The sequence below is a fragment of the Lancefieldella rimae ATCC 49626 genome, assembly GCF_000174015.1.
GTDB classification, from domain to species: Bacteria; Actinomycetota; Coriobacteriia; order Coriobacteriales; family Atopobiaceae; genus Lancefieldella; species Lancefieldella rimae.
This window is the reverse complement of record NZ_ACFE01000002.1, coordinates 115,280-129,212: the sequence shown is the minus strand read 5'-3', so window position 1 is coordinate 129,212 and position 13,933 is coordinate 115,280. Positions and strand designations below refer to the sequence as shown.

Annotated in this window: 13 protein-coding genes; 6 read left to right on the top strand and 7 right to left on the bottom strand. The window is 43.1% G+C overall.

The genetic code is table 11. The features are described from left to right. Positions 1-9: 9 nt before the first annotated feature. From gyrA to ATORI0001_RS03315, 7 genes are all read right to left on the bottom strand, one after another. A complete protein-coding gene (gyrA, locus tag ATORI0001_RS03345; RefSeq protein ID WP_003149269.1) occupies positions 10-2,799 on the bottom strand; it encodes a DNA gyrase subunit A in 2,790 nt (929 codons plus the stop codon). Between the two features lie 55 nt (positions 2,800-2,854). Then, entirely contained in the window at positions 2,855-4,804 is a 1,950-nt protein-coding gene (gene gyrB / locus ATORI0001_RS03340; RefSeq protein WP_003149540.1) for a DNA topoisomerase (ATP-hydrolyzing) subunit B, read from the bottom strand. Positions 4,805-4,963: 159 nt separating this feature from the next. Continuing rightward, positions 4,964-5,530 carry a hypothetical protein gene (locus ATORI0001_RS03335; RefSeq protein ID WP_003149621.1) on the bottom strand — a complete coding sequence of 189 codons (567 nt, stop codon included), beginning with the start codon at positions 5,528-5,530 and terminating at the stop codon, positions 4,964-4,966. Continuing rightward, positions 5,527-6,612: a DNA replication/repair protein RecF gene (gene recF, locus ATORI0001_RS03330; RefSeq protein ID WP_003149493.1), complete on the bottom strand. Its 1,086-nt coding sequence runs from the start codon at positions 6,610-6,612 to the stop codon at positions 5,527-5,529. The genes ATORI0001_RS03335 and recF overlap by 4 nt, the downstream gene beginning before the upstream one ends. A gap of 9 nt (positions 6,613-6,621) precedes the next feature. Then, positions 6,622-7,722, bottom strand: coding sequence for a DNA polymerase III subunit beta (dnaN, locus tag ATORI0001_RS03325; RefSeq protein ID WP_003148983.1), 1,101 nt, complete (start codon positions 7,720-7,722; stop codon positions 6,622-6,624). A gap of 229 nt (positions 7,723-7,951) precedes the next feature. Further along, a complete protein-coding gene (locus ATORI0001_RS03320; RefSeq protein WP_003149598.1) occupies positions 7,952-9,547 on the bottom strand; it encodes a DnaA/Hda family protein in 1,596 nt (531 codons plus the stop codon). Between the two features lie 82 nt (positions 9,548-9,629). Next, positions 9,630-10,511 carry an ATP-binding protein gene (locus ATORI0001_RS03315; protein WP_003149368.1) on the bottom strand — a complete coding sequence of 294 codons (882 nt, stop codon included), beginning with the start codon at positions 10,509-10,511 and terminating at the stop codon, positions 9,630-9,632. A 352-nt stretch (positions 10,512-10,863) separates the two neighbouring features. Here ATORI0001_RS03315 and rpmH point away from each other — a divergent pair, with 352 nt between their 5' ends. The 6 genes from rpmH to rsmG all read left to right on the top strand — a co-directional run bounded on the left by rpmH (position 10,864) and on the right by rsmG (position 13,865). Next, the gene (rpmH, locus tag ATORI0001_RS03310) at positions 10,864-10,998 is read left to right on the top strand and encodes a 50S ribosomal protein L34 (protein WP_003148884.1); all 135 of its coding nucleotides are present in this window, start codon (positions 10,864-10,866) and stop codon (positions 10,996-10,998) included. Between the two features lie 11 nt (positions 10,999-11,009). After that, entirely contained in the window at positions 11,010-11,333 is a 324-nt protein-coding gene (gene rnpA / locus ATORI0001_RS07735) for a ribonuclease P protein component (RefSeq protein ID WP_081450666.1), read from the top strand. Continuing rightward, on the top strand, positions 11,330-11,566 hold the full coding sequence (gene yidD / locus ATORI0001_RS07730) for a membrane protein insertion efficiency factor YidD (protein ID WP_003149532.1): 237 nt from the start codon (positions 11,330-11,332) through the stop codon (positions 11,564-11,566). The genes rnpA and yidD overlap by 4 nt, the downstream gene beginning before the upstream one ends. Positions 11,567-11,586: 20 nt before the next feature. After that, a complete protein-coding gene (locus ATORI0001_RS03305; protein ID WP_003149492.1) occupies positions 11,587-12,345 on the top strand; it encodes a YidC/Oxa1 family membrane protein insertase in 759 nt (252 codons plus the stop codon). Positions 12,346-12,429: 84 nt separating this feature from the next. Continuing rightward, positions 12,430-13,017, top strand: a complete 588-nt coding sequence (locus ATORI0001_RS03300) for a Jag family protein (protein WP_003149418.1) — start codon at positions 12,430-12,432, stop codon at positions 13,015-13,017. A 113-nt stretch (positions 13,018-13,130) separates the two neighbouring features. Continuing rightward, positions 13,131-13,865, top strand: a complete 735-nt coding sequence (gene rsmG, locus ATORI0001_RS03295; protein ID WP_003149199.1) for a 16S rRNA (guanine(527)-N(7))-methyltransferase RsmG — start codon at positions 13,131-13,133, stop codon at positions 13,863-13,865. Positions 13,866-13,933: the final 68 nt, after the last annotated feature.

Here is a 13,933-nt window from a genome sequence, read left to right as displayed (position 1 = left end):
AGATGTCTGTTACTCATCATCCTCGTCAATCAAAGACTCATCGAGCTCTTCCTCATCACCAAGGTCAACGACTTCGGTTTCGTCGGCATCTCTTGCTCCTGCTGCTGCCAAATCAAGCATTCCCTGGTTTTCCGCATGCTTTGGAGCTTTCTTCTTATGGACGATCATACGGGCAATGGCGGAAACATGGTCATCAGCACCGATATTCATGACTTTGACGCCCTGTGTTGAGCGGCCCAACTTGGAGATGTCCACGGCCTTAACGCGGATAACAACGCCTTCCTCAGACATAATCATGATTTCATGCTGCGGTCCGACCACACGACACGCAACCAACTTGCCTTTCTTGGCCGTCATTGTAATGGTAAAGACACCTTGTCCGCCACGCTTATGCTCAGGATACTCGGATACCGCCGTACGCTTTCCGTAGCCCTTCTCGGTAATAACAAAGAGGTCACCGTTGCCATTTGTAATCTCCATGCCAAGCATAGTTGCTTCACCCTTGAGCATAATACCGCGTACCCCTGAAGTACCGCGACCCATGGCGCGAGCCTGTGACTCGTCAAAGAGAATCGCTTTGCCATCAGAGGAGCAGAGGATTACCTTGTCGCCCGGATGAACACGACGGACATTAACCAACTCATCGCCCTGCTTGAGATTAATGGCGATGATGCCGTCTTTACGCGTACGGTCATACTCGGACATGGCGGTCTTTTTGACCATGCCTTGCTTGGTGGCAAACATCAGATAATTCTCGGCAGGGAAATCACGAGTTGTAATGACAGCCGCGATCTTCTCTCCCTCCGAGAGGGACAAAACGTTTACAATCGCATTTCCTTTGGTAGTACGATTTCCCACGGGAAGCTCGTGCACCTTTACTCGGTAGACCTTGCCAAAGTTTGTAAAGAACAGCACGTAATCGTGCGTTGACGCAACAAAGAGCTCCTCAACAAAATCGTTCTCTTTAAGAGAAACGCCTTGAACTCCCTTACCGCCGCGCTTCTGAGACCGGTAAATCTCAACGGGGACGCGCTTTACATACCCGGCATGCGTAACGGTAACGACCATATCTTCTTCAGCGATAAGGTCCTCGACGTCCAAATTTTGAACATCCTGGTCAGAAATCTGGGTACGGCGCTTATTTGAGAAGCGGTTGGAAATATCACGGAGTTCATCTGCAATGACTGCCAGAATCTTGTTTTCGTGGGCGAGAAGATCCTCGTAATATGCAATGTCTTCACGAAGCTGAGAAATCTCATCAACAAGATCTTGACGTGCAAGACCGGTAAGACGGCGCAGACGCATCTGCAAAATTGCCTCACCTTGAATGTCGTCGAGATCAAAGCGCTCATGCATGCGGCGCTTTGCTTCGGCATCGTCTTGTGAGCTGCGAATAATATGGACAATCTCGTCAATATTATCGACAGCCGTCAGCAAGCCTTCCAAGATATGAACGCGTTTGAGCGCCTTATCCAAGTCAAACTCGGTACGACGACGCACCACGTCAATTTGATGGTCAATGTAGCAGCGCAGGATCTCACGCAGGGAAAGCGTGCGAGGCACACCGTCAACCAAGGCCAGGTCAATGATGCCAAAATTGGACTGGAGCTGTGTGCGCTTATAGAGGTTGTTAAGAACTACCTGAGGAACTTCTCCACGCTTAAGGTCGATAACAATGCGCATACCCTTGCGGTTTGACTCGTCGCGCATGTCGGAGATTCCCTCTATTTTTTTCTCGTTAACCGCTTGGGCGATCTTTTCTTGCAAAAGACCTTTGTTAACCTGATACGGAATCTCTGTCACAACAAGGCGCTGGCGACCATTTTTGGTAGATTCAACGTGCACTTTAGCGCGAACCGTAATGGAGCCACGTCCGGTTTCGTATGCGTCTTTGATACCCTGCGTTCCCATGATAATGCCACCCGTTGGGAAGTCAGGTCCGGGAAGCACTTCCATGAGCTCTTCCGTGGTGACGTCGGGGTTGTCAATCATCATGCATACGGCTTCGGTAACCTCGCCCAAATTGTGCGGCGGGATGTTGGTGGCCATACCAACGGCAATACCCGAGGAACCGTTTACCAAGAGGTTTGGAAAACGGGCAGGAAGTACGGCAGGCTCCGTCAGGGCCTCGTCGTAGTTTGGCTGCATGTCAACGGTATTTTTATTGAGGTCGGCAAGCATCTCCATGGCGGAGCGAGTCAGACGAGCCTCGGTATAACGCATGGCCGCTGGCGGATCGCCATCAATGGAGCCAAAGTTACCGTGACCATCAATGAGTGGCAGGCGCATCGAGAAGTCCTGCGACATACGTACCATGGAATCATAAATGGCAGAGTCGCCATGTGGGTGATACTTACCCATAACTTCACCGACGGCCCATGCGGACTTTTTATGCGGTTTATTAGGAGTAATGCCAGCTTCGTTCATAGCATAGAGAATGCGGCGGTGTACTGGTTTAAGTCCGTCACGCACATCCGGAAGTGCGCGGGCAACGATGACGGACATGGAATACTCCAAAAACGACGTACGCATTTCGTCGGCCATGTCAGTTGGCTTAAGCGTGCCGCCATGAATGTCGGAGAGATCAAGACGCGTTCCCGCCTCATCTGTAATGGTATGAGACACGGTGGCTCCGGCAAGGCTTACACCGGTCTCGGCGTCAAACTCATCCTCACTGGACTCGTCGAGCTCTCCGTCATTCTCGTCATATTCGTCTTCGCGCTCATCTTGATTATCAAAATCACGATCTTCGATATCGTTTGGTATATCGTTATCGTGCGTATGTGTATCGTCTGCCACTGTCTACCCTTTCACTGGTTGCAAAAACAACTTCTCTCAGCGCTTGCGAGAAGATCTAAATGTCGAGGAATCGCACGTCTTTTGCATGGGTTTGAATGAAGTCCTTGCGCTTTTCAACCTGATTTCCCATAAGATCGGCAACCGCTCTGTCGGCAGCCATTGCATCATCAATGGTTACTTTCAAAAGGATGCGGTTCTTTGGCTCCATAGTGGTTGACCACAACTGCTCAGGATCCATCTCACCAAGACCCTTGTAGCGCTGAACCGTATACTTTGAGCTGTCTTCAAACTGTTTGGCTTCAACGGCAAGCTCTTCATCGGTATAAATGTATTTGCCGTGCTTTTTACCCTTGGCTTTAATCTGATAAAGCGGTGGTTGTGCCACATAGATATAGCCAGCGTCAATCATAGGTTTCATATACCGGTAGAAGAAGGTGAGAAGCAAAATACGGATGTGAGAGCCGTCAACATCAGCATCGGTCATGATAACAATCTTATGGTAGCGTGCCTTTTCAAGATTAAATTCTTCTCCCACGCCGGTGCCAATTGCAGTAATAAGTGAAGTAATGGTATCTGAAGAAAGAGCGCGATGAGCTTGTACACGCTCAACGTTGAGAATCTTTCCGCGCAGTGGTAATACCGCCTGGATGGAACGGTCTCGTGCCATTTTAGCCGAACCACCTGCGGAGTCTCCCTCGACAATAAAAAGTTCGGTCATTTCGGGATCTTTTACCGAGCAATCCGCCAATTTCCCCGGAAGAGATGCCGACTCAAGAAGTCCTTTACGTCGTGTCGCTTCACGCGCTTTACGAGCGGCAAGACGACCTTTTGCTGCCTGGGTAGCTTTTTTAAGAATCTCTTTTGCCTGGTTGGGGTGCTCCTCAAGATACTCCGCAAGACCCGAAGATACGATCTTGTTGGTTAGAGTACGCATATATGAGCTGCCAAGCTTTGCCTTTGTTTGGCCTTCAAACTGAGGATCGGGAAGTTTAACGGAAATAACTGCGGTAAGTCCTTCACGGATATCATCACCGGTAAGTTTGGGATCCTTCTCCTTGAGAATTCCTTGACGAGTACCGTAATCATTAACTGCTTTCGTTAATGCGGTACGGAATCCCTCAAGGTGCATACCGCCCTCTTCGGTATAGATATCATTTGCAAAGGAAAGTGTTCGGTCATTAAATTCGGTGTTCCATTGCATGGCAACTTCTACCTCGCCCATTTGCGATGTAGGAGCATCAGGCTCAGAAGAACCCTCGATATAGATTGGCTTAGAAAGTCCGGTAAGGACGGTCTTCTCGTCATTCAAATACTTAACAAAGTCAATAATACCGCCTGCATATTGGTACTCGACCACACGCGGAATGAGTTCGCGCTCATCCGTTAAGACGATCTTTAGGTTTTTGTTCAAAAATGCGGTTTCCTGAAGACGATCACGCAGCGTATCAAAATTATACGTTGTGGTTTCAAAAATAGTATCATCGGGCCAGAAGGTAATGGTGGTTCCGGTTGACTTGGTCTTACCAATCTCTTTCATTTTTTGAGTGGTTTTACCGCGTTTAAACTCCATTTGATAGATCTTGCCATCACGTTTTACCTCGGCAATCATGCGCTTTGAAAGGGCATTAACTACTGAGACACCTACACCATGAAGGCCACCGGAGACTTTATACGCACTGTTATCAAACTTTCCTCCTGCATGCAGGATGGTAAGAACAACCTCAAGCGTCGGTATCTTCTTTTTTGGGTGTATATCAACGGGAATGCCGCGACCGTTGTCCTCAACGGAAACGGAATTATCTGCATGCACCGTTACCTTAATTTTGGTACAAAATCCTGCAAGGGCTTCATCTACTGAGTTGTCAACGATCTCCCATACAAGATGATGCAAACCAGCAGAAGAAGTGGTACCAATATACATACCGGGGCGTTTACGAACCGGTTCCAGTCCTTCAAGAACAGTAATGTCATCACTGCTGTAGTTTGACTTCTTTTCTTTTGCCACTCGCTGTCCTCTCTTTTGACTCAGATAAATAACCTATTTATTCTACTTCATTTTTCGTAAATTACCCTTGGCCATGCGAAAATTTACCATCTCATCATTAAAATTACGTCTCATTACGCATCCTGAACGTATTTGTGGGGTGGTTTTGCCTTTTCTCGACTATTCACACTTCCTACGAAGAAAAGAAGCAAGGACGGCCTTATATCCTTCCTCACGATATGACTCGGGAAGTATTTTTACAATACTTTCAATTGTTTCTCTTTGGTCTTGGGTCAGTTCGCTTTCCGGAGCAGTATAGTATTTTTTCTCTGGCTCGGCCACAAGACGAACATCGGCTGTTATTTGCTTCTTTTTATACTTCGAAAGTTTAAATTCAATACATGAAAACTCATAACCAACAGTGGCAAACCTTTGCAGATATACCTCTCGACGAGCCATACAATCGATACGCAGCGAATTTGAATCAACATACACAATTAGTTTCGGCGACTGGTTGTATTTTGCCGGTACAACAAATACGCCTGTTGTATGCTCTTTCTCAGCGATCCCTGCCACACAGTACCACGCGAGAAGGGCTGCGTGGTTAGTGCTTGAGGTATCCGTAACACGAGTCTTTTCAAAATAAGAAGTTAAAAGAGAAGAAAGGTTCTTCTCGCCCCCTCTTTTTTTCTCTTGCTCTTCATTTTGAAAACCATCTTTTTTATAAGACACATGGTGCGCATTCATTCAAAACTCACCACTTTTGCAACATCAACCATATCCGGAGAAAAATATCCTAGATTAGTTGTGGTAATAACGGTTTGAATATCTCCAAACGTAAAATTCATGATTGCTTCACGACGACTTTTATCAAGTTCAGACATGACATCATCAAGAAGCAAAAGTGGCTTTGTACCAAGAATCTCTTCTGATACTAAAACCTCTGCCATCTTAAGGGCGAGAATAACGGAGCGTTGTTGACCTTGAGATCCATACATCCGAGCGTCTTTTCCGTTAATTAAAAAGACAATATCGTCTCTATGAGGACCAACAGTGGTTTGTTGACGTCTTTCATCAACACCATGTGCATCCTTAAGAGATGAAAGGAACTTATCCAGTAATTCCTCTTTTGTCTGATCAGCCGATATCTCTCCTATGCTCGACTCGTACCGCAAAACAAGGTCTTCTCCCCCACTGATTTGTTTATAAATCTCACTTGTTTTGGCTGAAAGTCTTCTAAACAATTTTAGACGCGCACAAAGCAGCGTTGCTCCACCAAGAGCAACTGAGGTATCCCATGCACTAAGTAAACTAAAGTCAACAACATTTTCCTTTAAGAGTCTATTTCTTTGTTCAATACTTCTCAAATATGCCGCAAGCACTTTTGCGTACGTTTTGTTTGCCTGCTTTCCAAAGTCATCAATCTCTCCCCTTCGATATGAGGCACTTCTCTTAATGCACGCAAGGTCATCAGGCGTAAAGAGAACCGACATAAGATCTCCTGGAATGTCAGTTGCATGACACTTCTTTCCATTTTTCTCATACTGTCGGCGTAAGGAAGAAATTGTACAAGAAAGATCAATAACCCGACCGTCTCCCGTGAGATGGGCATGAATCTTACTTTGTTTCTCCCCTTCAAGCATAAGCTGTACTGGAGTAGGTTTTCTAAATGAATACCCTGCAGTAAGCATTTGAAGTGCTTCTATTGTGTTTGTTTTCCCTACGGCATTATGTCCAACAAGAATCGTTATAGATTGTGAAAAATCTACACTCAACATCCGAAAGTTGCGGAAATTTACAAGCGATATGTTGTTGACGATAAGTCCCACAAACCCTACTTACAGATGAACCGGAATAAGAAGGTAGAGGTAGTTAATCTTACCGCTTGCTTTAAATACTGCAGGTTGTGTTTCACTTAACAGTTCAAAACGAACACTTTTTTGCTCTGAGAGAGCATTTAAGCAGTCAAATACATATTGATAATTAAATCCAATCGTAAGTGATTTTCCTTCAACGTCTGCTTTTATAGTTTCAGAGGCATTTCCTTGATCAGGTGAAGAGGATGAGAAACAAATTTCTCCACCTTCAGCGTCAATATCAAGTCGCACTGCAAAGTTTTGAAGAGCAACGACAGATACATGTTTAATTGCGGCAGAGGTCTCTTCAATAGGGAGTGTTATTGCGGTAGAACAAGAGGGAGCTAAGAGTTTTTTATAGTCAGGATAGTTTCCTTCAATCTTTCTTGAAACATGTGTGGTATTTCCAAAAGTAAACACCACTTGGTTATCACTTATTCCCACCATAATGGTTTCGGTCATTGTACGCATTGAAAGAACATTGTGAATTGCTTCACCCGAGATTATTGCTTCGAACTTTTCTCCGGTCGGAGTATCGGTATGCGTATCACAAACCGCAAGGCGGAATGAGTCGGTTGCTACAAGACGAATGGTGTTTTCTTCTGCAGTAAGGAAAATTCCTTGAAGAATAGGACGAGAAACATCATGGGAAACCACTCTATATATCTTATCAACCATCTTAGAGAGAAGTGCACTCGGAAGCTCGATGCTCTTCTCGGGAACAACTTCAGGAAATGCCGGCCAATCTGCTACAGGAAGAACCGTGAGGTGATATGTTGACTTTTGGCAGGTAAGCTTTATTCCTTCATCTTCATATTTAAAAGTAATAGCCGCATCAGGAAGGTTTTTTACAATAGTCTGCAGAACTTTGGCAGAAACAACCGTTTCTCCTTCTTCTTCAACATTAGCTGCCACTTTATGTTTAATGGAGACGGTAAGATCGTTTGATTGAATCTCAAGAGTTCCTTCTTGAGCCTTCAGATATACACCAGAGAGAATAGGTAATGAAGGATTTGATCCAATACCTTTCATTACGATATCAAGGGCGGTTTGTAATGAGGACTGACTAACAGTGAAGTTCATAACATTCCCTTCTTTATATAATAGTAAAAGAAAAAGGACAGTAGTAATAATAAGCTTTGTTGAAATGTAGAAAAAGGTGAAAAGAAACAGGTAGAGGTCAGAAAAATCTTTCGGTATTCACGTGTATCTTTAAACCTCTTTTGACATATCTTTCTGTTTGCATTCCCTTCTCTGAGATATCTTCGATGTTTTCAACATCTTTCAACATACTTCCAACATGTTTTCTTCATTACTCACTCTTTCCTTCGGTGATGTCTCTTTGAAGATGAAACACACGGTCATAAAGTTGTTTATTTTCTCTCTGCCAATCATCAACAACCTTAATACTATGTTTAACGGTTGCATGAGAACGACCTCCAAAGTTCTTGCCTATGTCGCCAAGCGTGAGATCGCAAAGATTTCGAGAGAGCCAAATTGCAACATGACGTGCTTCTGCTATGTCTTGACTGCGTTTTTGACCGACCAAATCATCATGGCTAATACCATATCGAGAAGTTACAGCCTGTTGAATCTTAGTAACCGTAATGATTTTTGTCTCTTTAGGCCAAACGGTTGAGGCAATCTTATCGATATCGTCACGAGTAATGGATTTACCCTTTTCTTCTGCGCGCGTTTGTTCGCCGACACAACGATTACAGAATCCTTCAATAACACGGATGCTTTGACCGCTTCTCTCGGCCATATATTGAATTGTTTCTTCAGAAAGCGTGCCTTGTAGATATGTAAGCCCTTCTGTAACAGCTTCGTTGTGAATGCGCTCACAAAACGTGTTAATGAGGTTTACTTTCATTTCATAACTTGGTTGTTCTATACCAATAACAATACCGGAGCTCACTCTGGTAGTAATACGCTCATCAAATCCCTCGGCTCCAAGTCCAAGATCAGAAGGGGTTCTATCAGCAGCGAGAACAATCTGTTTCCCGTCTGTTTTAAGAGAGTTAAACGTATCAAAAAAGAAACTTAATGTACCCGCTTTTCCGGCAAGTTTTTGTACATCGTCAATGATTAGAACATCAATGTCTTGATAGGCTTCAGTGAGAATTTGAGGTGCGCCATCAGCTTTGTTTCTCATGGCGCGCGTGTAGTCGTCAATGAAAGAAGTGGCGTTTTTATAGACACAAAGCCGGCTTGGGTCGTTCTCTATAATGTAGTTTTGTATTGAGCGCAGAAGATGTGTCTTACCAAGACCACTACTCCCATAGATAAAAAGAGGGTTTCCTTTCCCTTTTTCATCGTTTGCTACACGAAGAGCTTGTTCAAAAGCAAATTCATTCTCTTCACCAACAACAAATCTATCAAACGTGAGTTTTGACGTTTCATCAGTAATTTTCTTCTCAATAAGAGGGTTGTTCCTCTTTTTTGCATCTATTATGTTCTTTTTAGAAAGATGCTTTCTCTGGGTGGTATGAGAGGTCTGTGTATTTTGGTGAGAAGATTCATTCCAACTATGTATCTCTTCAGGAGATACAACTGAAGTAAAAGGGTTAAAAGAGGTCTTTTCACTTTTTTCTTGTACCGGCGAATCTTTTGTTTGTTTTACAAAGCTAATAGAAAGCTTTGTATCCCTAAAAGCGGCTTGGGAGAGATAATGTTCTACAACGGGTTGATTTTTTACAATGTTGTTATAGGCACCTCGCAGGTTTGTTTTGACAGACAAAACCGACCCCTCAAGAGATAAAGGGATGCAGCTCTGTAACATAGCAACAAAAGGAGCCGGTTGATCCTCTTGAATAAGAAGATCAATGGTATCCTGCCACAACTCTGTCGCACTTGATTCAAGCGAAATGTCCATTACCCACCAAACGACAAGTGTTAAAAGGGTCATTTAGTATACTCTGGATTGTTGAAAACTTCGCCTTCGTTTTGTGGAATTGTTGAAAACTTTCGCAGATTCTTGATAAAAGAACCTAAAGCAAAGCAAGTCCGGCCTGCGTAAGCTGGTACTTTTGGCCTATCTTTTTAATAAGGCCAATCTCTTCTAAACTTTTCAGTTCACGAGACCAGGTTGGAATTGAAAGATCATACATACGAACAAGTTCTGTTGGACCAACAAGTTCATGCTCTGAGAGATATGCAAAGACCTTTTGTCCTCTTGGTGAGATTTCTATTTTAGAAAGAGAAAAGTGTGATGTATCTGGGTTTTTATCACGAGAAGAGCTGTCTTGTTTAAAAGAACCTTGAGAAGAAGTTTCTCTTGAAAAGATCTCTATCTTTTCTGTTGAAGGACGTGTTTGTGTGTGGGCATCAGAGGCAGATCGTGTTGAAATAGTAACAACGGTTCCTCCTGAGATGTTATCTTCAATGGTAAGACTCCCACCTTTATCAATCATGTATTGCTGAGCATATGGAAGGCCTGAGCCAACGCCTCTAATATAGTGTTTCATTGATTCAGTGGCACTTGAAGTCCCATATTGAAGAGCAAGTTCCTTTTCTTTAATACCCGGTCCCCTATCTGAAAAACGAATGGTGTTACCGTGGTCAAGGATGGTAATGGTAGGAGACGCAAAATGTGCGTGGATAAAGTTTTCTACAATCTCACGCATTACCATAAAAGGAATTTGACCACCTTGCTCGTGAGAGAGGCGGTTAACCGCTTGAACGATTTCTTCAAGATATGAACGAATTTCTGTGGGTTCAATTACAACAACACGGGGAGCGGCGGCAACATCGTCGTATACGGCAATACGCGTTTCATAACGAACAGTAAGTTCTTCCATGTTGTCTTTGTTGTTTGTAGAAGAAACATCGGTTGGTGATTCTTCTACAAACGGATAAAAATCCCGCACCACAAAACTTCCTTTTCAACAAGTTTTCAACATTATGTTAAAAACTTTTCACAACATTTCAAATGAATAACAGTTTTCAACAAATAATAAACAATATGTTGAAAACTATAATACAAATAGAAAAGCGCTGAAATAATAGTATCATTTCATATCATTTTGAACGAAAAGAAACATTTCATTCAGATATATATTGATGAAATGAAAGACGGCTTCTACAACACAAGTATCAATCTTTCTTCGAAAGTAAAAGCAAACCTTTATAAGTATCTGCAATTTGATTGACAAATTTGGTATAAGGCGCGTACAATTTGAAAGCTTTTTGCTCGATATAGTACCCGTCCGGGAGGGAATAGTTATGAAGCGTACCTACCAGCCTAATAAGCGCAAGCGCGCTACCACCCATGGTTTTCGTGCACGTATGGCAACCAAGAACGGTCGTGCCGTGCTCGCTCGTCGCCGCCTTAAGGGGCGCAAGCGCCTTACCGTTTAGGATTTGTTTCTATGAAGACCATTAAGTCTCCCCGTGAGTTCGAAAGGGTCTTCTCTTGCGGAAAGAGAGCCTATGGCTCTCTTATCTGTATCCGAGTAGCAAAGACTTGTGAGGACGGCGAGGCTCGTGTTGCTTTTGTAGCACCAAAAAGACTAGGGAATGCCGTAGTTAGAAACAGATGTAAGCGAGTATTACGAGAAGCTGCTCGTATAGAAAGCCTACCTGTGGAAGGATACGGTATTATTCTTTTTGCAACGCCTCAAACTCATAATGCATCCTTACAGGATGTCTCACGTGAGTTACAAAGGTTACTCGGAAAAGTTGGTATCTTATGAATGTATCGAGAAGAACTTCTTTTCTCGCTCGCTGTTTTTTAAGCGCAATTCGCTTCTACCAACGAAACATATCTCCTTTGTTTCGGGCACATTGTATTTATACGCCAACCTGTTCAGAATATGCAGTTCAGGCGATACAAAAATACGGTGTTGGAAAAGGAAGCAAACTTGCCATTAAACGGATTCTTAGGTGCCATCCTTTTCATGCCGGAGGCTATGATCCCGTTCCGTGAAGGAGCGGATCGGAGGAACTATGTGGGATTGGATTATTAACTTACTTACTTCGATTCTTTCGGGAATCCAAGGGTTTTGTGGTGACTGGGGTCTTGCGGTCATTATTTTAACCGTCATTATCCGTTTGCTTCTTGTACCGCTTACAAATAAGCAAACAGCGTCGATGGCTCGCATGCAAGTGGTGCAGCCAAAACTTAAAGAGATTCAAGATCGATATGCAGACGATCCGGTTAGACAGCAAGAGGAAATGCGCAAACTCTATGCTGAGATAAAGTTCAATCCTCTCGGCGGATGTCTCCCAATTTTTTTACAGATGCCTATCTTCTTTGCACTCTTTACCGTTGCAAGAAACGTCCCTCATGATGCTCACTTTTATGGAATCCTCTCCTCCATTGCATCTTCACCTGCTGAGGTTTTTGCTTCTTCTGGCATTACCGGGGTAATTCCGTACCTCGTTTTTGTCATACTTTTTGGTGTACTTACCTTTATTCCTATGATGATGAATGCCAACAACGGGGCTTCTGAGCAGAAACAACAGCAGATGCTTATGGGAGGCATGATGTCTCTTGTGATGCTTTGGTTTGGTTGGACCGTTCCTGCCGCTGTCCTTTTGTATTACGTAACGTCTTCTCTTTGGCAGGTTATTCAGCAGAAACTTATCACAAATAAGATTCTTGAGTCAGAAAAAGCCAAGGTATCTGCACAGATGGAAAATAAGCCTATTGAGGTTGATGTAGTACGTAAAGAGAGAAAGCCGCGTCAGCATAAAAAGAACTAGAAATCTACGTTGCTTTAAAATAAGAGCTTGGCGAAGTTCTGAAAAGATAATAGTTAATATTTTTATATAATAATGGAGGATGGCGTGGAAGAAATTGATATGGACGAGAGCGATCTTTCCCAGGTTTCTCTCTCTGTAGAAGGCATAACGGACGAATTTAGCGAGATTAGATCTCATTATGAAAATGGTATCGCTTTAACGGATTCTGAGATGGACAAGATAGCCGATAAGGCGGTTCTGTATCTTAAGCATCTTCTCTCCTTTTTTGGTGAGCATGAATGTGAGATTGATGAGTACGATGGAGACGAGGGAGAACTTATTCTCGATATTACGGGTGGGGATTTAGCTATTCTTATTGGTCGCCATGGAAATACGCTGGACGCCCTTCAAATGGTACTCTCCTCACTTATGAGTGCTTCTCTTCACTTCCATTATCCAATAGTTGTGGACGTAGAATCATATAAGAGTCGTCGTCGAGCAAAGATTCAAAGCATGGCGCGCTCTGCCGCTGAACGCGTGAAGAAAAATGGAAATCGTATAGCTCTTGCTCCTATGAATGGGTACGAGCGTCGTCTTGTACATATTGCGCTTCGTGGAGAGGATCAAGTTACCACCCATTCTGAAGGTGAGGATCCGTATAGGCGTGTTGTTATTACGGCAGTGAATGTTTAAGTTTTTTCTTATAACAAGTACACTAAGGGAGGAGAAATCCTCCCTTTCTTTTTGACAAGAGTTTCTGCTATAGAAGGTTTTGTCATTTTACTGAGAGTAAGGAGTCACTGGATATGGAGAAAGTATATACAGAGGAGAACGAGAAGAAACTTTTGAGACTTCTTAATATATATGATCTTTCTACAACGCATGAACAACGGAAATTTCTTCTCACGTATCTTGAATTATTATTTGAGAAAAACAAAACTCTCAATTTAACCCGTATTACTGATATAGACAGTGCACTCGTACTCCATATATTGGACTCCCTTTTGCTGTCAAAATTTATGCTATGTTCAGAAGAAGATTCTTTTTGTGACATAGGAACCGGAGGTGGAGTTCCTGGAATTCCTCTTGGCTGTGTCTTAGGGTGTAAAGGGCTTCTTATTGATTCTATTGGAAAGAAGATTTCTGCGGTAAATGAGTTTGCCGAGCAGCTTGGAATACAGGATAGAATTATTGCAAAACAAATGCGTGCAGAAGAAATAGAAGCAAAAATGAAAAGAAGCTTTCGATTTGTTGTTGCCCGAGCTGTAGCAAAAGCAAATGTTGTTATGGAATACGCCGAGCCGTTTCTGATGGACCAAGGAAAACTCCTTTTACAAAAGGCAAATATTGAGGAAAAAGAGCTTCAAGACGCACTTCAGATGGCAAAACTTTGTGGATTTAAAATGGTTTCACGTGAAACATTTGAGTTACCGAACGAATTTGGACATCGGGAGATTCTCATTTTTCAAAAGAATAAGAAATCGAGAATAATCTTACCGAGAAAAAATGGAGAAGCAAAAAAACATCCACTTTGCGGATGACAATTAGTGTACGATTGTTGCGTAAAGAAATGCCGAATGTTTCACGTGAAACATTCGGCAAGATTATT

Bases quoted from the DNA above. Each gene is read 5' to 3' on its own strand.
- dnaN (WP_003148983.1), bottom strand. From the start codon at position 7,722: ATGAACTTCACTGTTAGTCAGTCCTCATTACAAACCGCCCTTGATATC.
- ATORI0001_RS03305 (WP_003149492.1), top strand. From the start codon at position 11,587: ATGTGGGATTGGATTATTAACTTACTTACTTCGATTCTTTCGGGAATC.
- rsmG (WP_003149199.1), top strand. From the start codon at position 13,131: ATGGAGAAAGTATATACAGAGGAGAACGAGAAGAAACTTTTGAGACTT.
- yidD (WP_003149532.1), top strand. From the start codon at position 11,330: ATGAATGTATCGAGAAGAACTTCTTTTCTCGCTCGCTGTTTTTTAAGC.
- ATORI0001_RS03335 (WP_003149621.1), bottom strand. From the start codon at position 5,530: ATGAATGCGCACCATGTGTCTTATAAAAAAGATGGTTTTCAAAATGAA.
- ATORI0001_RS03320 (WP_003149598.1), bottom strand. From the start codon at position 9,547: ATGACCCTTTTAACACTTGTCGTTTGGTGGGTAATGGACATTTCGCTT.
- rpmH (WP_003148884.1), top strand. From the start codon at position 10,864: ATGAAGCGTACCTACCAGCCTAATAAGCGCAAGCGCGCTACCACCCAT.
- rnpA (WP_081450666.1), top strand. From the start codon at position 11,010: ATGAAGACCATTAAGTCTCCCCGTGAGTTCGAAAGGGTCTTCTCTTGC.